21 protein-coding genes are annotated in these 20481 nt (G+C 31.1%); 6 read left to right on the top strand and 15 right to left on the bottom strand.

What is annotated here, in order from left to right; translation table 11 throughout:
• Positions 1–281: 281 nt before the first annotated feature.
• The 8 genes from WNY60_RS11565 to xerA form a co-directional block, all read right to left on the bottom strand.
• Complete coding sequence (locus tag WNY60_RS11565) at positions 282–1067, bottom strand: HNH endonuclease (protein WP_342862464.1); 786 nt, start codon at positions 1065–1067, stop codon at positions 282–284.
• Positions 1068–1221: 154 nt separating this feature from the next.
• The gene (locus WNY60_RS11560; protein WP_342862463.1) at positions 1222–1941 is read right to left on the bottom strand and encodes a hypothetical protein; all 720 of its coding nucleotides are present in this window, start codon (positions 1939–1941) and stop codon (positions 1222–1224) included.
• A 149-nt stretch (positions 1942–2090) separates the two neighbouring features.
• A complete protein-coding gene (locus WNY60_RS11555; RefSeq protein ID WP_342862462.1) occupies positions 2091–2630 on the bottom strand; it encodes a hypothetical protein in 540 nt (179 codons plus the stop codon).
• 520 nt (positions 2631–3150) lie between these two features.
• The gene (locus tag WNY60_RS11550; protein WP_342862461.1) at positions 3151–3873 is read right to left on the bottom strand and encodes a hypothetical protein; all 723 of its coding nucleotides are present in this window, start codon (positions 3871–3873) and stop codon (positions 3151–3153) included.
• Positions 3874–3999: 126 nt separating this feature from the next.
• Positions 4000–4722: a hypothetical protein gene (locus WNY60_RS11545; protein WP_342862460.1), complete on the bottom strand. Its 723-nt coding sequence runs from the start codon at positions 4720–4722 to the stop codon at positions 4000–4002.
• A 127-nt stretch (positions 4723–4849) separates the two neighbouring features.
• Positions 4850–5437 (bottom strand): hypothetical protein, encoded by a 588-nt coding sequence (locus tag WNY60_RS11540; RefSeq protein WP_342862459.1) that lies wholly within the window; start codon positions 5435–5437, stop codon positions 4850–4852.
• A 151-nt stretch (positions 5438–5588) separates the two neighbouring features.
• Positions 5589–6251, bottom strand: coding sequence for a hypothetical protein (locus tag WNY60_RS11535; protein ID WP_342862458.1), 663 nt, complete (start codon positions 6249–6251; stop codon positions 5589–5591).
• 84 nt (positions 6252–6335) lie between these two features.
• Entirely contained in the window at positions 6336–7466 is a 1131-nt protein-coding gene (gene xerA, locus WNY60_RS11530) for a site-specific tyrosine recombinase/integron integrase (protein WP_342862457.1), read from the bottom strand.
• 83 nt (positions 7467–7549) lie between these two features.
• Here xerA and WNY60_RS11525 point away from each other — a divergent pair, with 83 nt between their 5' ends.
• Positions 7550–7933: a hypothetical protein gene (locus tag WNY60_RS11525; protein WP_145003013.1), complete on the top strand. Its 384-nt coding sequence runs from the start codon at positions 7550–7552 to the stop codon at positions 7931–7933.
• 84 nt (positions 7934–8017) lie between these two features.
• Here the strand turns inward: WNY60_RS11525 and WNY60_RS11520 are convergent, their stop codons facing one another.
• Positions 8018–8593 (bottom strand): DUF2911 domain-containing protein, encoded by a 576-nt coding sequence (locus WNY60_RS11520; RefSeq protein ID WP_342862456.1) that lies wholly within the window; start codon positions 8591–8593, stop codon positions 8018–8020.
• A 1-nt stretch (position 8594) separates the two neighbouring features.
• Positions 8595–9392: a DUF6503 family protein gene (locus WNY60_RS11515; protein WP_342862455.1), complete on the bottom strand. Its 798-nt coding sequence runs from the start codon at positions 9390–9392 to the stop codon at positions 8595–8597.
• Between the two features lie 144 nt (positions 9393–9536).
• Between WNY60_RS11515 and WNY60_RS11510 the strand changes: the two genes are divergently transcribed.
• The 3 genes from WNY60_RS11510 to WNY60_RS11500 all read left to right on the top strand — a co-directional run bounded on the left by WNY60_RS11510 (position 9537) and on the right by WNY60_RS11500 (position 12521).
• Positions 9537–9995 (top strand): RNA methyltransferase, encoded by a 459-nt coding sequence (locus tag WNY60_RS11510; protein ID WP_292950088.1) that lies wholly within the window; start codon positions 9537–9539, stop codon positions 9993–9995.
• Positions 9996–10022: 27 nt separating this feature from the next.
• Positions 10023–10904, top strand: a complete 882-nt coding sequence (gene era / locus WNY60_RS11505) for a GTPase Era (protein WP_145003005.1) — start codon at positions 10023–10025, stop codon at positions 10902–10904.
• A gap of 87 nt (positions 10905–10991) precedes the next feature.
• Positions 10992–12521, top strand: a complete 1530-nt coding sequence (locus WNY60_RS11500; RefSeq protein ID WP_145003002.1) for a choice-of-anchor I family protein — start codon at positions 10992–10994, stop codon at positions 12519–12521.
• Between the two features lie 58 nt (positions 12522–12579).
• Here the strand turns inward: WNY60_RS11500 and WNY60_RS11495 are convergent, their stop codons facing one another.
• Complete coding sequence (locus WNY60_RS11495; protein ID WP_342862454.1) at positions 12580–13077, bottom strand: GTP-binding protein; 498 nt, start codon at positions 13075–13077, stop codon at positions 12580–12582.
• A gap of 98 nt (positions 13078–13175) precedes the next feature.
• Here WNY60_RS11495 and der point away from each other — a divergent pair, with 98 nt between their 5' ends.
• Together der and WNY60_RS11485 are read left to right on the top strand one after the other, a co-directional pair.
• Positions 13176–14486: a ribosome biogenesis GTPase Der gene (gene der / locus WNY60_RS11490; protein ID WP_145002996.1), complete on the top strand. Its 1311-nt coding sequence runs from the start codon at positions 13176–13178 to the stop codon at positions 14484–14486.
• A gap of 112 nt (positions 14487–14598) precedes the next feature.
• Positions 14599–17382 (top strand): TonB-dependent receptor, encoded by a 2784-nt coding sequence (locus WNY60_RS11485; protein ID WP_342862453.1) that lies wholly within the window; start codon positions 14599–14601, stop codon positions 17380–17382.
• A gap of 198 nt (positions 17383–17580) precedes the next feature.
• Here the strand turns inward: WNY60_RS11485 and thiD are convergent, their stop codons facing one another.
• The 4 genes from thiD to thiM are packed head-to-tail and all read right to left on the bottom strand — an operon-like array spanning position 17581 to position 20427.
• Positions 17581–18396, bottom strand: coding sequence for a bifunctional hydroxymethylpyrimidine kinase/phosphomethylpyrimidine kinase (gene thiD, locus WNY60_RS11480; protein WP_342862452.1), 816 nt, complete (start codon positions 18394–18396; stop codon positions 17581–17583).
• A complete protein-coding gene (locus WNY60_RS11475) occupies positions 18384–19037 on the bottom strand; it encodes a TenA family protein (RefSeq protein ID WP_342862451.1) in 654 nt (217 codons plus the stop codon). The genes thiD and WNY60_RS11475 overlap by 13 nt, the downstream gene beginning before the upstream one ends.
• Positions 19013–19657 carry a thiamine phosphate synthase gene (gene thiE / locus WNY60_RS11470; RefSeq protein ID WP_342862450.1) on the bottom strand — a complete coding sequence of 215 codons (645 nt, stop codon included), beginning with the start codon at positions 19655–19657 and terminating at the stop codon, positions 19013–19015. The genes WNY60_RS11475 and thiE overlap by 25 nt, the downstream gene beginning before the upstream one ends.
• Positions 19654–20427 (bottom strand): hydroxyethylthiazole kinase, encoded by a 774-nt coding sequence (gene thiM / locus WNY60_RS11465; RefSeq protein WP_342862449.1) that lies wholly within the window; start codon positions 20425–20427, stop codon positions 19654–19656. Before thiM ends, thiE begins: the two co-directional genes overlap by 4 nt.
• Between the last annotated feature and the right edge of the window lie 54 nt (positions 20428–20481).

Here is a 20481-nt window from a genome sequence, read left to right as displayed (position 1 = left end):
TCGTATTTTTTACATTATCAGGCTAAAATTCTGAATTGGTTAACTGTGTACTTTACGTTAGCTAAAGACTATTAAAGTTAGCTTAAAATCAGTGGTTTTTATATTCGGTATGACACGTTTTGAATAGAGCGTTGCAATTGTAGGCAACGTGTTTGTATATGGTTTGTTGCGTGGTTTAAGCAACTAATTTAGTAAATAATTACCGACCAAGAAAGTCCGCGAGGACTTTCGTAAGTAGGCGAGAAGCTAGCAATAAATTATATACGGTGTTGTGTACAGTATTATTTCACAAATATATTTTTTCGATGATATTCCATATAATCAAAAGATTTCTCGTGAATAACGATTTTCATTTCTTCTTTTAAACCTAAAACTTCTAAATCTTTAATTTGACTAGAGATTTTTATTTTTCCAAAATTACTAAATGTTATATAACCTAAATCAAATAATTTATCAAAAGTCGGTTGAAGTAGTAAACCATTATATTTGTCAAGTCTTTCTGTATTGTTCGAGAATTTCCAAGGTTTTATATGTGAAGCAATAAGTAGTTTTTCAAAATCAAAACCACTTATACAACACTTTCCATATAATTTTATTAAGTCTTTTCTAAATATTCCTTGTCCTATTCTACTTAAGATTATGTTTTCCTTTTCAGTTTCGGACAGTTTTTCTTTATTTCTTACTTTATAAATTTCACGTTTTTCATTTACTAAATCTTTATTTTCAATCTTGAACGTATTTAAGGCTTCTTTATTTATTCTAAAAGTGTCTTCATTAATTAGATTATTCAATTCAGAATAATAGCTTTCACTTAATTCAGTCAATTCCCACCGATTTCGTTTATTATTTTGTAAATGACCACTTTTCACTAAATGACTTCGAACAAAAGCTAATTCATTTCTCCATCTTTCTTCTTTCCTAGAATCAAGAATTTCAAAATCAAAATCTGTTAGTTTAATTAAGTCGTTTTCAAGTAGGAAGTTTAATACCTCATTCTTAGATGAAGAGTTTTCCAAATTACGAAGTGCAAATAATATCAGAAATCTATTTTCTTGTTCTTTTGTCATATTTTATGGACGTTCTTCATATTGTACACAACGTGTTTGTGTATGGTTAGTTGCGTGGTTAAGCAACTAAGTTAGTAAACAAAAACGAACACGAGAAAATTCCGAAGGAATTTTCCAAATAAGTAACGACCAAAGCAATTAATTATACACGGTGTTACCCAACGTTTTTATTTTTCAGAACTAATTCGGCAGCTTCCACAGCTTCTTTCTGATAACTTTTTTTATTATCTAAAATTTCTCTTAATTGTCTTTCGTTTTTGGTTTTAAATTTTTCGATAAAAGTTTCAGTTAAAGTTTTTTCCTTTTTTGGTTTTTTATTCAGGTCTATAGCTTGTTTGTTATCATTCTTTTTGATGTATGGATAAAATCTAAATCTATATTTAGTTTTTGGAACTTTTGGTGAGTCGTGAAGAAAATCGTGAAGAATATTTGATAAAAAATATCTATCGCCATTTTTGAATTGTAAATCCCAATAACCGAAATCGGAAATTAGCATTGGTATTCTGCCAGCTCTATCAATTGCATTTTTGTAATAAATTCCTAAATGATATGTAGATTTTTTAATTTCAGTTCTTAAATATTCTTTTTCAATTCCGTCTTTCGTAATTAATATCTTTTCTTCTTCAAAGTCTAAAGTAAATTTCGTGTTTTTATTCTCACGATAATAATTTAGATATATAACAACTGCTGGAATATTTGTTATGACTGTAAATGCAATTAATATCCAAATTATAAATTCCTCGAAAATAAATTCCGTTCCGTTTTTCCACTTGAAATAAAGTGGGAATAAAACTATCAGCAATAAAGTCACTATTAGATTGTCGAAAATCAATCTTTTCAAAAGTTTATGCTGTATTTCGTAAGTTTTTTTCAAATGTTGGGTAACGTTGTTGTGTATGGTTAGTTGCGTGTTTAAGTAACTAATTTAGTAAACAAAAACGAACGCGATAAAATTCCGAAGGAATTTTCCAAATAAGCACTTGCCAAAGCAATTAATTATACACGTTGTTGGCAAATCGTTTTTTATATATATCCAGATAGTTTTTGAAATCCGAAAAATAATATCGTAGCAAGAATAACTGCGATTACAAATTTCGCGACAGAAATTCCGATAGATATTTTTTTGTCATTTTCAATTATCAATATTTTAAAAACTTCTCCAATTCTTTTTCTCTGTTGTATAATTATAAATATAAAAACACTTTGATAAATCATTGCATTCAATAATGCTCCAAAGTGGATTTTATAAAATATGTCAAGTAAGATTATATTTATAAAAATAGGTGTTAGTAATATTGCTCCAAAAAGTTTTGTTTTCCGAAATACTAATAAAATCGCACCTATTATTTGTAGACATCCAATTATAATAGGATATTCTTTTGTTGTTCCAAAAAATGCCCACATCATTTCAAATTTAGTTGCATCTTTTATTGAAATATCAACTAATTTAGAACCTTCAAATTGCGTGGATTTACCCATTCCATAAATAAAAATAAAAAATGCAGTCCAAATTCGAATACTAGTTTCTAAAATGTCTAATGTGAGTATTTTCTTTAAATTCATTAATTATTTTATGTTCAAATTTCTATTATTAGGGTTTTCGTCAAATGTTTGCCAACGTTGTTGGATATGGAAAGTTGTGATTTGCGTGCAATGAAATTCCGTAGGAATTTCAGCAGTAAGTAAATAAACAACTTCCATAATTTAGACACTAAAGTAAACAATTTTTTATATGCTGTGTTGCCTACAGTTTTTAATTTTTACTTTTTTTATTGAGAAACAAGCTAATTCGGTTTGCGTCGTTGTTGCGTCTGAGTGAATATCGGAAGATCGTATTTTTTACATTATCAGGCTAAAATTCTGAATTGGTAAACTGTGTACTTTTTTTTAGCTAAAGACTAATAAAGTTAGCTTGAAATCAGTGGTTTTTATATTCGTTATGACACGTTTTGAATTGAGCTCTGCAATTGTAGGCAACGTGATTGTGTATGGTTAGTTGCGTGATTTAGACAACTAAGTTAGCAAATAAATCACAGATAGAATATTCCGCAGGAATGTTCGTAAGTAGGCTTAAAACAAGCAATTAATTATACACGGTGTTGTACCCAGTTTTTCTTTCCATTTTTTTCATAATTTTTCTAGGAATAAAACATTGAATATTTGATATGTTTCTTTTTTTGTAATTTCTAGGAATAATCCATCCAGTATTGTTTTTATGTTTTGATAGAGATTGGAAACTCCACCATTTATCAGATATAAAGTGCCATTTTTTAGAACTTAAATTACGAATTGCTAAGATTTTTTTGTGATAAGAGTAGGTTCCGATTCTTGTTTGTTCGTTAAAAGATAAAGATTGAACAGAATAGTCTCTTCTTGAGTGATTATTACAAATCCAATTCTTTTTCTCATTTTCTGAAGCCGAAGCTTCTCTTTTTAAGTCTTCATGATATTCTTTACCGAATGTTATATTTTTAACTACTATATAATCGATGACTCGATATTCATTACTTCTCTTTTTTATTGGTTGTGAAATTGTTTTTATAATGACTAAAATATTCTTAGTTTTTGTTATTTGAGTGGTGTCTTTTTGTAGGTTGTCTTTTTCATATTCAGATTTAATTTTTTCTATAGAAGAATTTTCAAATAATGTTGGATACATTAATTCAAGTTCCGATTCAATATCCTCATTAAGGATAGCTGATGAATAATCTTTAAAGCTCTCTTCTAAACTTAAATTCAATTCAGAATTTTGAGAGAAAGTCAGAAAAGGCATTAAAAGAAATATGTATTTTGATAATAACTTCATTTTTCTCAAATTGGGTACAACGTGTTTGTGTATGGTTAGTTGCGTGATTTAAGCAACTAAGTTAGCAAATAAATCACAGATAGAATATTCCGCAGGAATGTTCGTAAGTAGGCTTAAAACAAGCAATTAATTATACACGTTGTTGTACCCAGTTTTTCTTTCCATTTTTTTCATAATTTTTCTAGGAATAAAACATTGAATATTTGATATGTTTCTTTTTTTGTAATTTCTAGGAATAATCCATCCAGTATTGTTTTTATGTTTTGATAGAGATTGGAAACTCCACCATTTATCAGATATAAAGTGCCATTTTTTAGAACTTAAATTACGAATTGCTAAGATTTTTTTGTGATAAGAGTAGGTTCCGATTCTTGTTTGTTCGTTAAAAGATAAAGATTGAACAGGATAGTCTCTTCTTGAGTGATTATTACAAATCCAATTCTTTTTCTCATTTTCTGAAGCCGAAGCTTCTCTTTTTAAGTCTTCATGATATTCTTTACCGAATGTTATATTTTTAACTACTATATAATCGATGACTCGATATTCATTACTTCTCTTTTTTATTGGTTCTGAAATTGTTTTTATAATGACTAAAATATTCTTAGTTTTTGTTATTTGAGTGGTGTCTTTTTTTAGGTTGTCTTTTTCATATTCAGATTTAATTTTTTCTATAGAAGAATTTTCAAATAATGTTGGATACATTAATTCAAGTTCCGATTCAATATCCTCATTAAGGATAGCTGATGAATAATCTTTGAAGCTCTCTTCTAAACTTAAATTCAATTCAGAATTTTGAGAGAAAGTCAGAAAAGGCATTAAAAGAAATATGTATTTTGATAATAACTTCATTTTTCTCAAATTGGGTACAACGTGTTTGTGTATGTTTAGTTGCGTGGTTTAGCAACTAATTTAGCAAACTTTTACGAACCCGTGAATATTCCGCAGGAATATTCGCAAGTAGGCAAGAAAGAAGCAATTAAATATACGCGGTGTTGGGTACAGTTATTTTTATAGGTTTAATATTTTCATAAGGTTCTTTTTCGTTCGCAAATTGTAAATTGTCAAAAGCGATTGCAGATTTACCTTTTTCTATTTCGGTATTAATTAAATTTTCCAAAAACTCAATTCCCATTGCGTCAACTCCATAATAATCTAAAAGGATAGAATCGTTTTTTTCAAAATAGGCTTTTATGATTAGTGCTTTTTTGTTTTTGAAACTCAAGTATTCAAATTTCTCATTTAACTTAATTCCGATTTCTTCTGCTATTCTTTTTGCGGTCAGTTTGTCAATCTGCATTTTATTAATCAGATATTTGTTTACAGTCAAAGGACTTAAAAATTCCGCAACAGTATTTTGTCGGTAGTTTTTTGCCCAAGGAAAATCAGTTTTTTGATTTTGGAACCGTTTTATCAATTCGATAGTCAAGTCAAAACCTAATGGTAAGTTTGCAAGATTGAAATTCGGAATATAAATTCGGATTAGATTTCCACTTTTCAGTTCAAAATCAGGTACAGAAATTCCGTTTATTTCAAACTCTTTGTTATGAAAAATGCCGTTCGTCATAATTGTACCCAACGTTGTTGTGTATGGTTAGTTGCGTGGTTAATCAACTAATTTAGCAAATAAATCACAGATAGAATATTCCGCAGGAATGTTCGTAAGTCGGCAGTGACCAAGCAATTAATTATACACGTTGTTGTGGGCAGTTTTTTATTTAATAATTATACATATCTAATTCGTCAAAGTCTTTTATTTCAGATAGTTTGATTAGATTTTCTATTTCAATATTATTCCAAGTTTCCTTAAATATCTCATCTCCACCTTCCGCATTTTCATTTGTATTCTCTTTGATTAATTTCTTTTTTGTCAAGAAGTTAATACTTGTTTCTGTACTTGTTACTGGTCCACGATTACTACTTGAATCATATCCAATTAATTCAAAATTCGAGTTTTGAAATCGAAAAGTATATTCCCAATATCCATATCTGCCGTGTCCATAATGAACATACAGTTTTTCGTTTTTAATCTCAATCCATAAATCTGGCGGAAAATAAACTCCACCATCTTCATTTTCTGACGAAAAGCAATTATAATTTTTGTCGGCAAGTTCAAAACCTTTTCCATTTTTAAATAAGACTATAATTCCACGTCTATTTCTGTCAACTTTTTTATCAAACCGATTTGTAACAATATTATTTGTGTCAGTTTGTTTAATTACAATAACACAATCATCTTGTCCGTCTTTATTAAGGTCTCCAAAATATTTTTCAAACTCCACATAACCTTTTGGAATAAAATCAGAAGTTTCTTTGTCCTGTGCTTTACATCCAATAACTGTAAGTAGAAGAAAGGGTAATATTTTAAAAATTTTATTCATTCAGTCTTAATTTCTATCGGTTGATTTTAATTGCCCACAACAATTGAATAAACTCCCAAGGGAGTTTATTCCTATTATATATACCTACAAATCTAATGGATTTTTTATTAAGTTAAAAGTATTTGTGGCAACATGAGTGTATATTTCTGTGGTTTTTGACGAGTTATGACCAAGTAGTATCTGTATATACCTTAAGTCTGTACCAGATTCTAGGAGGTGAGTCGCAAAACTATGTCTTAACACATGTGGTGAAACTTTAACTTTTAGTCCAGCTTTTGCTCCTGCATTGCTTACAATTTTATAAACACTATTTGCATTGTATTTTTTACCTCTTACGCCTTCAAATAAATAATCTTTTGGTTGGTATTGCTTAAAATACAGTCTTAAATCTTTTAGAATACTATGCGATAATAACGTGTAACGATCTTTATTTCCTTTGGATCCTAATACTTTTATTACCATACGTTTACTATCTATGTCTTTTGGTTTTAAACTTAATAATTCGCTTCGACGTAATCCAGCCGAATAGAGTAGGCTAACAATACATTTATGTTTTATGTTGTTGGTGGATTCAATAAGTTTTAAAACTTCTATTTTGGATAATACAATTGGTAGTTTGGCTTCTTTCCTAGGTCTTTCAATTGCATAAAACCGGTTTGGCATGCCTAAAACAACTTCGTAATAAAACTTTATACTATTAATAGCTTGATTTATGTAGGAGTTGGAGTGTTTGCTCTGTATCAACACCTGTATGTAGTTGCGTATGTCTACTTCATTTAAGCTATCTATATCTTTATTTTTATGGTAGTTTATAAATCTTTCAAAACAAGACACGTAGGATTTTACTGTGTTATTAGCGTATCTTTTTAATTCTAATTTTTGAAAATAAGATTCTGGACAAGACTTCAAGTTTTTGGGTAAGTCTCGTTTTCTGTACCATTCTACATTAAATTCTTCATCCAATTGTTTGGATTTGGTGGTCTGAAAAAAATATTTTCCATTAATCCAGGCAACACCTCTAAATAAATCAAAAATTGCACTTAAGTTATTTGAGGTGTTTTCAATATAATGCATATTAAACTCATCTGTCCATTGTAAATCTGGTAATTCTTTTATTAATGAATTTAATACCTTATCAGAGTAAAATTGTAGTCCAATAAATTTTTTATTATCTATTAAAAGATGTTTTAGTGTAATATGTTTCTTTAGTTCCATAGCCAATATTACTTTTATTTGTGTAAATAGTTGTATATTAAACGTTTAATAAACGTATAAATAACCGCTGTATATTCTTTTTTATGAAAAAAAGCAAAACATGTCTGTCTTGTAATAAAGAGGTATCAGGACGATCGGATAAAAAATTTTGTGATGCTTATTGCAAAAGCTCTTTTCATTATAATAAAATGATAGAGGATACACCCAAGTTTTATAGTCGTGTAGACAAACAATTGAAGCTAAATAGGCGTATTTTAAAAATTTACAACAAAGCTGGGAAAGTGACGGTTAGATCTAACGTAGTATTAGATTTAGGGTTTGATCCCAATTTTTTTACCCATTACTGGAAAAACAACAAAGATGAAGTGTATTTATTTGTTTACGAGTTTGGTTTTATGAAAAAAAAGGAGAGCGGAATAGAGAAGTATATATTGGTAAAATGGCAGGATTATATGCTTAAAAAGTAACCGTAGCATAAAATTAAACAGTATGTAAATAGCGTTTTAAAAAAAAGCCTCGCAATTTGCGAGGCTTTTTTTAGTAATTAAGTCTTATTTTAAAGTAATAGGAAACTCTACAACAGTAGTATCCCATCCAATTTTTAAGTGTACTGTGTTTTTAGATGCTTCGTATAACGCGATAGACAGGTTTTCAATTTCTGTATCACTTTCAGTAACAGCTACGCTTACACTAGCAACATCGTTACTTTCGTCATAACCGTAATTTCCCCAACCATCTAAACCAGTATTTAGTTTAAGTGTCCACTCGTTAGCAGTAGGGATGATTATTATAGAATATCTTCCAGCTTTTACCGTTTTTCCGCCTACAGTAACATCGTTTAAAAATAAAATTTCAGTAGACTCATTAGCTCCAACTCGCCATGCTTCTCCAAATTTTAATAAACCTCCAAAAATGTCTCTCCCTTTTTTTGCAGGTCTAGAGTAAGTTACTCTAATTTGTGGCTCCATTGCGGCTTGCTTAGCTTCATCTTTTTCAAACGCTCGTTTTGGTGCGTTTTCTGGAAAATAGGCACGATCCATTGGGCTTTTGTCCATTTTAGCAAACTCTTGTGCATTGACAGTCGTTCCTGTTAATACAACTGCGATAATAAATAGTAATTTTTTCATTTTAGTTTTTGTTTAAATTAATTATGTTCTCGGTTTTTATTTCTGAAAGTTTTTCAAGCACATCAGCTTCATATAATGTAGGTAGCGTTTGTAATGCAGTACCAACATCGGCTTTATAATTTATATAATCCTGAAACGTTATGCCATCAATAACACGACTGTTATAAGCGCTTCTAAATCTTACACCACCTTCATTGACATGATAACTGTAGGCTAAATAGTCAATTTTATTAGTGTCCTTATTTATCCAATAATAAAACTGGTCGTCAAAGTCTTGTCCACCTCCTGCTTCATTAAAAGTAATTTGTATGACTGCATAGTCTTTGTTTTTTATAGTAGTAGCTTCAACATAACTAGCATTAACAGCAGGATCATTTAATTTGTAAGGTAACATAGCAAAATAAATAACCGAGTTTATCGCTCCTGAGCCATCCACAATTTCCTTTTCCGTTAGTGTAACTGCTTTATTATTTAAAAGTCTTATAAATGTAGTATTAGTCAATATATCTTGGATCGTATCGTTGTCCTTTATATACGTTTTAGTGTACTTATAATTAGAACCTTCATTTTTAAATTGATACTGCTTATCTCTAAAAGTAAACGCATAATGTGCAGTTTGGTATAAGTCGCCACCATGAGCCAAAATAGTTTTATTTATAATTTGCTGCGCTTTACTAAGGGTAGTCGTTGTTACTGTTGTACTATCTATGACTGTTGCAGTATTACTAGTGTTACGCTCTTTACAGGACGTGTTTAAGGCTAGTAATAGTAGTATAATAACAGGTCTTAAAATGGTCATTGGTTAATTTTTAGATGAAATTACAATTTTTGTCGTTTTAAAAACAAGACCTTTCAGTTAATTAGTAAAATTTTATGATAGCTTCCATCATGGATATGTATGACGAAGTGTTTAAAATGTACTTAAAAATTTTACTTTTGTAACATGGTAGATAATTTTGAAAACGAATATTTTGGTATAGGTATCCAAAACGGAAAAACACCAGAAAACTTAGGTGTCCTTTGGCGTACTGCACAAAATTTAGGCGCAAGCTATATTTTTACAATTGGTAATAGGTATGCTAAACAAGCTTGCGATACGCATAATGCAGTCAAGTCTATGCCATATTTTCATTATGATACCTTTCAGGATTTTTATGATAACATCCCAAAAGGTGCGCGATTAGTAGGTGTGGAGCTGGATGATACAGCAGTGGATCTAGAAACCTTCCATCATCCTAGACGTTGTGTCTATTTATTAGGTGCAGAGGATCATGGATTATCTAAACAAGCGATAGATAAAAGCCATTTTTTGGTTAAATTTAAGTCGCAATTAAGCTTAAATGTATCTGTTGCAGGAAGTATTGTGATGTATGATAGAGGAATAAACAAACCAAGGTCGTAACTTTGCGGTCTATTAAATAAGATTAAGATGGCACATAAAGCAGGTTTTGTAAATATTATTGGTAATCCAAACGTAGGTAAGTCAACACTTATGAATGCCTTTGTAGGCGAAAAATTGTCTATAATTACCTCTAAGGCACAAACCACAAGACACAGGATTTTAGGGATTGTTAATGGTGAAGATTTTCAGGTAATACTAAGTGATACACCAGGAATTATTAAACCAGCTTACGAGCTGCAAGCCTCTATGATGGATTTTGTTAAGTCCGCTTTTGATGATGCAGACATCCTTATTTATATGGTAGAAATTGGTGAAAAAGAATTAAAAGACGAAGCGTTTTTTAATAAAATTACCAATGCTAAAATCCCTGTTTTATTACTTTTAAACAAAATTGATAAATCTAATCAAGAGCAGTTAGAAGAGCAAGTGCAATCTTGGGCAACTAAAGTGCCAAATGCAGAGATTATTGCAATTTCAGCTTTAGAAGGGTTTAATGTAAAAGAAGTTTTTGACCGTATTATCGAATTATTACCAGAATCTCCAGCCTTTTATCCAAAGGATCAATTAACAGACAAGCCAGAACGCTTTTTTATAAACGAAACCATTCGTGAAAAAATCTTAATGCATTATAAAAAGGAAATCCCTTATGCAGTAGAGATTGATACGGAAGAGTTTTTTGAAGAAGACCAAATAATCAGAGTAAGATCTGTAATTATGGTGGAGCGCGAAACGCAAAAAGGGATCATTATTGGACATAAAGGAAGTGCCTTAAAACGTGTAGGTGTTGAGGCTAGAAAGGATCTAGAAAAATTCTTTGGTAAGCAAATTCACTTGGAGCTTTATGTAAAAGTTAATAAAAATTGGAGAAGCAACCAACGTCAGTTAAAACGTTTTGGTTACAATCAGTAGCATATTTTAATGTAATCGTTGCTTTGACTTAACTTTAGGTTAAACTTGATGTTTCACTTTTATGGTTTATAAAAAAACCAACTAAAAATGAAACATTTAAAAAAGTCAGTACTATTATTTTCAGCCTTAACATTATTCCATTGTGCAAACGATGATGACGCTTCAGTAGATTTACCAACAGTAAATACAGCAGTTAATTTTACTTATAAAACCACAATTAATGTTGGAGGAGAGGCTGCTGCCGAAATTTCTGCATATGATAAAACAACAAAAAAGTTGTTTGTTACTAATGCTGAAAGTAATGAGATTTCTATTTATAACCTTACAGATTTAGAACTACCATTGCAAGAAGCATCCATTAGCTTAAGTGGTTTTGGTGCACCTAATAGTGTAGCAGTTTTTGATGGTAAGTTAGCAGTAGCTGTTGAAGCTTCAACTAAACAAAATCCAGGACAAATAAGAGTGTATAATACTGCTGATGCGTCTTTAAATAATACCTATACAGTTGGTGCGTTACCAGATATGGTTACATTTTCTAAAGATGGTAATTTTATTTTATCAGCTAATGAAGGCGAGCCAAATGCAGATTATACCAACGATCCAATGGGAACCGTAAGTATTATCGATTTAAATAATAACACTGTTACCACTTTAGATTTTACAAGTTTTAATAGCCAAGAGGCTACTTTGGAAGCCAATCATTTTAGAGTAACAGGATTAAATGCAGATCTAGCAAAAGACGTCGAGCCAGAATATATTACAGTGTCAGAAGACTCGCAGACAGCTTGGGTATCGCTTCAAGAAAATAACGGAATTGCAAAAATTAACCTGCTAACAAAAACCATTGAAGCTATTTTTCCTTTAGGTTATAAAGACCATATGTTACCTCAAAATAGTTTGGATGCTAGTAACGAGGATGGCGTAACCCAACTTAAAAATTGGCCAGTTAGAGGGTTGTACCAACCAGACGCTATTGTATCTGTTAGAATAAACGGAACAGATTATGTGATTTCTGCTAATGAAGGTGATGCAAGAGAATATGAAGGCACTCCTGGTTATATAGACATTGACAGAGTTAAAGATTTAACCTTGGATGCCACTATGTTTCCTGCGTCAGAAGATTATCAAAACGAAGCTAATTTAGGACGATTAAACGTGATGTTGTCTGAAGGCGATATTGATAACGATGGTGATTATGACTATTTGTATAGTTATGGTGCACGTTCGTTTTCTATCTGGAGTGCAAATGGAGCTTTAGTGTATGATAGTGGTAATAGTATTGCAACGCAAACCTTAGCAGCTACTCCAGCAACCTTTAATGATGAGGATAAACGAAGCGATGATAAAGGTGCAGAACCAGAAAGTGTTGATGTTTTAAATATTGGTAACCAACGTTATATTTTATTTGTAGGATTAGAGCGTACAGACCAAATTATGGTGTATGATATTACTAATCCAAATGCTCCTGTGTTTTTATCCATTTTATCACACGCTGGAGACGAGGCTCCAGAAGGTCTGTTAGCTATTCCTGCAGCAGATAGTCCAACAGGAAAAGACCTATTGATAGTCTCTAACGAGGATAGTGGTACAGTATCATTTTACGAAAATCAACAATAAGATATATAAGATATAATCGAATTTTAAAAAAAGCTTCAGTGTAAACTGAAGCTTTTTTTTATTCATCTAAAACACTACTCATAAACGTGTAAAGTGCTGTCATTTCTTTTTGGTTTGACGTTTTACTTAAACGTCCAGAAAAATACAATATAAACCATAGTATAACCATACCAATTAGTCCCCAAACTTGTAATTGATAATCTACTTTTAAAGCATAATTGGAATAAGCCCAAATACAAAATGCGATAAATAATCCAGCGACTAAAAAATGTAAAAACATAAATAATGTCCAAACCGTAGGATTAGGACCAAAAAGCCCATACAATTGACTTTTGTTGTTTTCTAGATCATTTATCTCTAAATGTAATTGTGGTGACCAAAATTGTTGTTGCGCTTTTGGTAATTTAATAAACACATGATCATCCACTCTGGAGACTATAAATTGCTTCTGGTACAGTCGTTTAGCTTCAAAAGCTTCTAAAACAGACGTATGTGATTTATTTAATTCTATCTTAAATCGTGGACGCAGCACGACTTCATTTAAATTTTCGTTCATAATTATCTCATAATGAAAGTAAAATACTATTTTTTCTCAAACTAAACACTACCTTTGCACTCGCTTACAGGATATGTAATGCATAAAAAAACAAAGATATGGGTAATATAGTAGCTATTGTAGGAAGACCAAATGTTGGTAAATCAACTTTTTTTAATCGTTTAATTCAACGTCGTGAGGCAATTGTGGATGCTGTTAGTGGTGTTACAAGAGATAGACATTATGGTAAAAGTGATTGGAACGGAAAAGAATTTTCGTTAATCGATACAGGAGGATATGTAAAAGGAAGTGATGATGTTTTTGAAGCAGAAATCGATAAACAAGTTGTTTTAGCTATTGAAGAAGCAGATGCTATTATTTTTATGGTAAATGTGGAAGATGGTGTAACAGGAATGGATGAGGATGTTGCAAGATTACTGCGTAAAGTTACAAAGCCTGTCTTTTTAGTAGTTAATAAAGTAGATAATGGTAAGCGTGAAGAAGACGCTGTCGAGTTTTACAACTTAGGACTTGGTGAATACCATACTATTGCTAGTATTAACGGAAGTGGTACTGGAGATTTATTAGATGCTTTAGTAGCAGCATTACCAGAAGTAGAAGAGGAGGAAGAGGAAGTAGATGCTATACCACGTTTTGCAGTAGTTGGTCGTCCTAATGCTGGAAAATCATCTTTTATAAATGCCTTAATTGGTGAAGATAGATATATTGTTACAGATATAGCTGGTACAACCAGAGACTCTATTGATACAAAATATAACCGTTTTGGATTTGAATTTAATTTAGTAGATACTGCTGGAATTAGAAAAAAATCTAAAGTAAAAGAAGACTTAGAGTTTTACTCTGTAATGCGAAGCGTACGTGCTATTGAGCATTCTGATGTTTGTCTTTTAGTAGTTGATGCTACCAGAGGATTTGATGGACAAGTACAAAATATATTTTGGTTAGCACAACGTAACAGAAAAGGTATTGTAGTGCTAATTAATAAATGGGATTTAGTAGAAAAAGACCACAAGTCAACTATCGAATTTGAAAAATACATTAAAACACAATTAGAACCTTTTACTGATGTGCCAATTGTATTTATTTCGGTATTAACTAAGCAACGTATTTATAAAGCTATTGAAACCGCTGTTGAGGTGTACCAAAACCGATCTAAACGTATCAAAACTAGCGAGCTTAATGAGACTTTATTACCTATCATAGATAATTATCCACCACCAGCTTATAAAGGTAAATTTGTTAAAATTAAATACGTAATGCAATTGCCAACACCACAACCGCAATTTGCTTTTTTCTGTAACTTACCACAATATGTGCGTGAAGGATACAAGCGTTATTTAGAAAACAAATTACGTGAGTTGTATGACTTTAAAGGTGTGCCAATTAGCGTTTACATGCGTAAAAAATAATTTTAAGGAAATTTTAAGTTTCTTTTAAGACTAAAGATAATATTACAAGGTTACTTTCGTTTTTGAAAATAAAGAGCTACTAATCAGGCTTTATAACATCAACCAAAAACCAATGCGTAATCTAATCATTATCACTGCACTGCTGTGTACCACTTTTTCATTTAGTCAATCCAAAGAATTTATTATAACAGGTCAGGTGCTTGATGACTTAGATCAAGCACCTTTAGAAGCCGCAACGGTTTATCTAGAGCGTGTCAAGGACAGTAGTTTAGTAACGTATACTATAACAGATAAAGATGGATCTTTTAGTCTAGAAGATGCTAGTGCTGAAGAAAATTTAAACCTTCTAGTGTCTTACGTAGGTTACCAATCTTACAAGAAACAAATAGCTATCAAAGCAGGCGGAAATATTAATTTGGGTAAAATTAATTTGCAAATTAGTAATGCCTTAGATGAGGTAGTTATCAAGTCTTCAGCTCCTGTAACTATTAAAAAAGATACTTTAGAGTTTAATGTAAATTCATTTAAAACAAAAAAAGACGCAACTGTTGAGGATTTACTAAAACAATTACCAGGTGTCGAAATTGATGAAGAAGGTAAGATTAAAGTTAACGGTAAAGAGGTTAATAAAATATTGGTAAACGGTAAACCCTTTTTTGGAAATGATCCTTCTATTACAATAAAAAACTTAACTAAAGAGATTATTGAAAAAATCCAAGTTGTTGATACCAAAACAAAAAGTGAAGCCTTTACAGGAGAAGAAGGTGATAAAGAAAACAAAACCATAAACTTAACCATAAAAGAAGAAAACAATAAAGGTGTTTTTGGACGTGTTGCAGCAGGAGTTGGGACAGATAAAAGGTATGAATTTGCCGGAATGTTTAATAGGTTTGACAACGACCAACGTATTAGCGTTTTGGTTGGTGGTAATAACATAAACTCGCCAGGATTTAGTTTTGGTGAAATCGAAAAAATGTTTGGTAGTGGTGGAAGCCGAAGTTGGGATAGCAATGGTTCTTTTAGTATTAACGGAAGACAATTTGGAGGTGGTCAAGGGATTACAACCTCTAAATTAGCAGGAGCCAATTATGCAGATGCTTTAAGCGAAAAAACAGAAGTTGCTGCAGATTATTTTTTCTCAAACAGTAATTCTGAAAACGAAACGTCTTCCCAAAGGGAAACTATTTTATCCGATTCTAGATATTTTTCTAATTCTACATCTCGCTCAAATAACGATACACAAAGTCATACTGTAAATTCGGATTTTGAAATAAAAATTGACACTACATTTTTTATAAACATCAAACCATCCTTTGCTTACTCTAAGAGTACAACAGATTATACTAGTCAAGACGAAACTTTAGATCAAGATAGAGCGTTAACCAACCAATCTACATTATCATCGTTTGTAGATAATCGCGTTAAAAACTTTTCAAATGAAATTAGCGTTACTAAAAAGTTTGGTAATAAAGGTGCCTTTTTAAGATTTGGATTGGATAACAGTTTTAATAATAGTGAAAGTGAAGACTTTATAAATTCTAATACCGAAGTGTTTGGATCAAGTCCAGAAACTATTAACCGAAACCAATTTACTGATGGTGATAACTCAAGCAACAATTTACAAACTGACATAAGCTATAGATTGCCAGTTATTGAAAAAGAATTTTTTGTAAGTTTTGATTATGAATACCAACGTAATAAAGACGAAAACATACAAAGTACCTTTGATTACAACTCTGGTACAGATAATTATGATGCTTTTAATGAACTGTTAAGTACAGATTTTGAATACACTGATATAAAAAGTGCACCAGGAGTTAGCTTAAGTTATAATAAAGAAAAATGGTCAGCTAGAATAGGTGCAGATTACGTGTCTAGAACTTTGAAAAATCAAGATGGATTACGACCGCAATTTAATGTTGAAAGAGATTTTAAAGCAGTCGAACTACGATCTAATTTTAATTATAGATTTAGTAAAAAGGCTTCTATTTACGCCAATTACAGACTATCAAATAGACCACCATCTTTAAGGCAATTACAAGCGTTTGAGGATGTATCAAACCCATTAAATACAGTGGTTGGTAATCCTAATCTAGAGCCAACTAATGAGCATAGTTTTTACATGGGCTTTAATGCTTATAATTGGCAAGAACGTTCTGGTTTTTATATGTATGCTAATATTTCTAGAAGTCAAAATGCAGTAGTGTCCAGAACAACAATTGATCCAGCAACTTTAAAACGTATTACTACTTATGACAATGTAGACGGTAATCAAAGTGGGTATTTTGGATTGGATTATAGTAAAAAGTTTAAAATAGACTCTTTACAATCTGTAAGATTTAAAATTGGTAATTGGTCAAACTTTTCAAAAAATATAAACTATAATAACGACGTGCAATACGCAAGTAATGTATTGGTGTTTAATCCAAACTTTGGGATTGATTATGTTTATAATACTATTTTTGAGTTTAAACCACGTTACCGAATTTCATTTACAAATAACAAATATGATATTGAAGCTTTTGAAGACAGAAACTTCACATCTCATAATTTAGATTTAAATACTGCATTTTTTCTTCCAAAAGGTCTAGAATGTCGAAATGATGTCACCTATAATTATAATCCAAATATAGCAGATGGTTTTCAAAAAGATGCTTGGTTTTGGAATGCTAGTGTAGCGTATTCAGTATTAAAAGATAAAGGGTTAGTCACGCTAAAAGTTTATGATTTATTAAATCAAAATACCAACGCAAGGCGTACAGCTACTAATGACTATATACAGGATACGCAAAGTACTGTATTACGTCAATACTTTATGCTTAATTTTAGTTGGAAATTTAACAGTTTAGGGTCTAAGGGAGAAACTAGAGATAATGGTATGTATTACATGGATTAATTAATCCATAACCTACATAAAGTCTATAATAAAAAAAGCAGCTTACCTTAAAACGTAAGCTGCTTTTGTGTTGTATAATATGTGATTAAATAATGTGGATTGTTTATAGTTATGTGCTTTTTAATACATGCATTTATTTAAAATAGCTGAGGTGTTATGTTAGTAAAAGTTTGTAGATAAATTAAATATTGCAAGTCGTTATTTTAATCCAAAGTGATTTATAGGACCATTTCCTTTTCCTAAAATTTTGTTTTTCCCATTAGCAATAGCCATGTTTATATATTCACAAGCTTGCTTAACAGCATATTCTAAGTCATCGTCTTTACTTAAAAATGCAGCTATACTTGAAGATAAACTACAACCAGTACCATGTGTATTATTTGTGTGTATTCTTGGGTTTTTAAACACAGATAATGTATCAGTTGAATAATTGTACAATACATCAAACATATCGTCTGAAGTATCTTCTAAATGACCACCTTTTAATAATACAGATGTTTTAAACGTTAGGCCAATATCTTTTGCAGCAGCTTTAACGTTGTTTTTATGGATTACATATCCAATTAATGTTTCTGCTTCCTTACTATTTGGTGTAATTAACAATGCTTTTGGTAATAATTTTTTTAAGCAATCTATAGCTTGATCTGTAATTAACTTGTCGCCTGATGTTGCTATCATTACAGGATCTAGTACAACGTTTTTTGCATTGTATTCAGCTAATTTCATACCAACAATTTCTATTACTTCACAAGAATGGAGCATGCCTATTTTTATGGCATCAAAATCAATATCAGAGAACACAGCATCCAGTTGTTTTTTAATATGAAAAATAGGCATTGGATGTATATCAAAGACACCCTTGGTATTTTGCGCTGTAGATGCAGTTATGACACTTGCTGCAAATGCGCCACATGCCGAAATACTTTTGATATCAGCCTGTATTCCTGCGCAACCACCAGAGTCGCTACCAGCAATAGTTAATACACTTTTGTAGGGTGTTTTTATATTTTCCATGATTCTTTATTATAAGCACTATCCCAAAACATCCATTCTAATTTTGAAGCTTTTTCAAAAGCTTTATTCATGTTATTTATACTTTCATGTGATGCTTTAATAGTATGTTTGTTAGTTATTTCAATTGCACTTTTTACTGAATTTGCAAATGCTTCTCCACCATAGGTGTTAATCCAATCTTGGTAGGGATTGTTGTTTTTATTTGTCTGATTGGCTAAAATATAATCTCCAATCTGTTGGTAAATAGTAAAACATGGAAGCACAGCTGCAAGACCTTCTTCTAAAGATTTAGTATATGCCATACGCGATAAGTAACTTATATATAGTTCGCACGTAATTGAAGCTTCGTTTGTTATAATTTTTTGATTAAGAAAATTTTGATGCAAGGCATTTTCTACATTTATGATTCCTGTGGCTGCATTCAAAAAAAACTGTGTATCATTTTCATCATAACATTTTATACCTATTTGTGCCAAAATCTTTTTGTATTCAGATAAATAAATAGCATCTTGATTTATATAAAAATAAAATATGTCTTTTGGAAGCGTTCCAGCCATAAGCTCTTGTATAAAATGATGCGCTTTTATTTGTTCTAAAATGTGTGCTGTTTTTAAATTTATTTTTTCGTACCAGTTTGACATATAATTTCTTTTAATTGTGCTGTTGCTTGTTCTGGATTGTCAGCTTGTGAAATAGCCGAAACTATTGCTACACCATCTGATCCATGTTGTATTATACTTGCAGTATTTTTGTTGTTGATACCTCCAATACAAATAATAGGTATGCTGCATATTTTTTTTATTTCTTTTAAGCCTTCAATACCTAATGGCAAGTCTAAATCTTTTGTTTTTGTATTAGTATTAAAAATTGGAGATATGCCAATATAATTCACGTCTAGATGGTTAGCTTCCAAAGCTTGTTTTATATTACTTACAGACCAACCAATAATTTTGTTTTTGCCCAATAACTTACGAGCAAGTCCTACAGGCATATCCTTTTGACCAATATGTACACCATCTGCATCTATAGCTAAAGCAATATCTATTCTGTCATTTATAATAAGTGGAGTCTTGTATTTTAAACAAAGATTTTTTACAGCTAAGGCTCTAATATAAAATGCTTTTGTGTTTAGTTTTTTTTCTCTTAATTGAACTATGCTCACGCCACCTTTTAAACTAGATTCTAAAACATTTAAAAACGCTGTATTGTCAGTTATTCGTTCATCAGTAACATACATTAGAGAATAATCTTGCTGTTTCATTCTTTATTAGAAATTTGGTATAACGCATCAAGAAAATTTATTTGAAAACTCCCAGTGCCTTTTGATATTTTTTCAGCCTTATTACCTGCTTTTCCCATTAATTCCATTGCCATATATGAAGCCACATGGTAGTTTGAGTGTACTGCTACACAAGATCCAATGATGCTAGTCGCAGTGCAACCCATTCCGGTAACTTTGGCCATAATAGGTTTTCCTTTGGTTACTTTATCAATAAGCTCTCCAGTAATAATATAATCTACAGCACCACTTATAACAATGGTACTATTTAATTTTTTTGAAAGCTCTTGAGCTGCATTTAATGCGTTTTCTGAACTTATTGTACTATCAACACCTTTAGTATTATTGCTTAATTGAGTTAATGCTAAAATTTCTGATGCATTTCCTCTAATAACCGAAAGTTTGTATTGTTCAATAATTTGTAGAGCAGTTTTAGTTCTGTATGAAGAAGCGCCTACACCTACAGGGTCAAAAACAACTGGTATACTAAGTTGGTTAGCTTTTTTAATGGCTAATTCCATTGCTTCAACCCACTTTGGGCTAAGTGTTCCCATATTAATTACCAAGGCAGAAGAAATGGAAGTAATCTCTTCGACCTCTTCAATTGCATGAGCCATTACAGGTGATGCGCCAATAGCAAGTAATGCATTGGCAGTAGTGTTCATCACCACATAGTTGGTAATGTTATGAACTAAAGGTGTCTGTGCTTTTAATTCATTTAAAATTTTGTTGAGTTGTTGTTTTTTAGACATAGTATTTATTGTCAATTTTTATAATAAAAAAAGCCACTTTCGTAGCTGCGAAAG

The sequence above is a fragment of the Olleya sp. AS48 genome, from assembly GCF_038900355.1.
Taxonomy (GTDB): domain Bacteria; phylum Bacteroidota; class Bacteroidia; order Flavobacteriales; family Flavobacteriaceae; genus Olleya.
The sequence above is the reverse complement of the archived record's forward strand: the minus strand, read 5'-3'. Positions and strand labels throughout refer to the sequence as shown.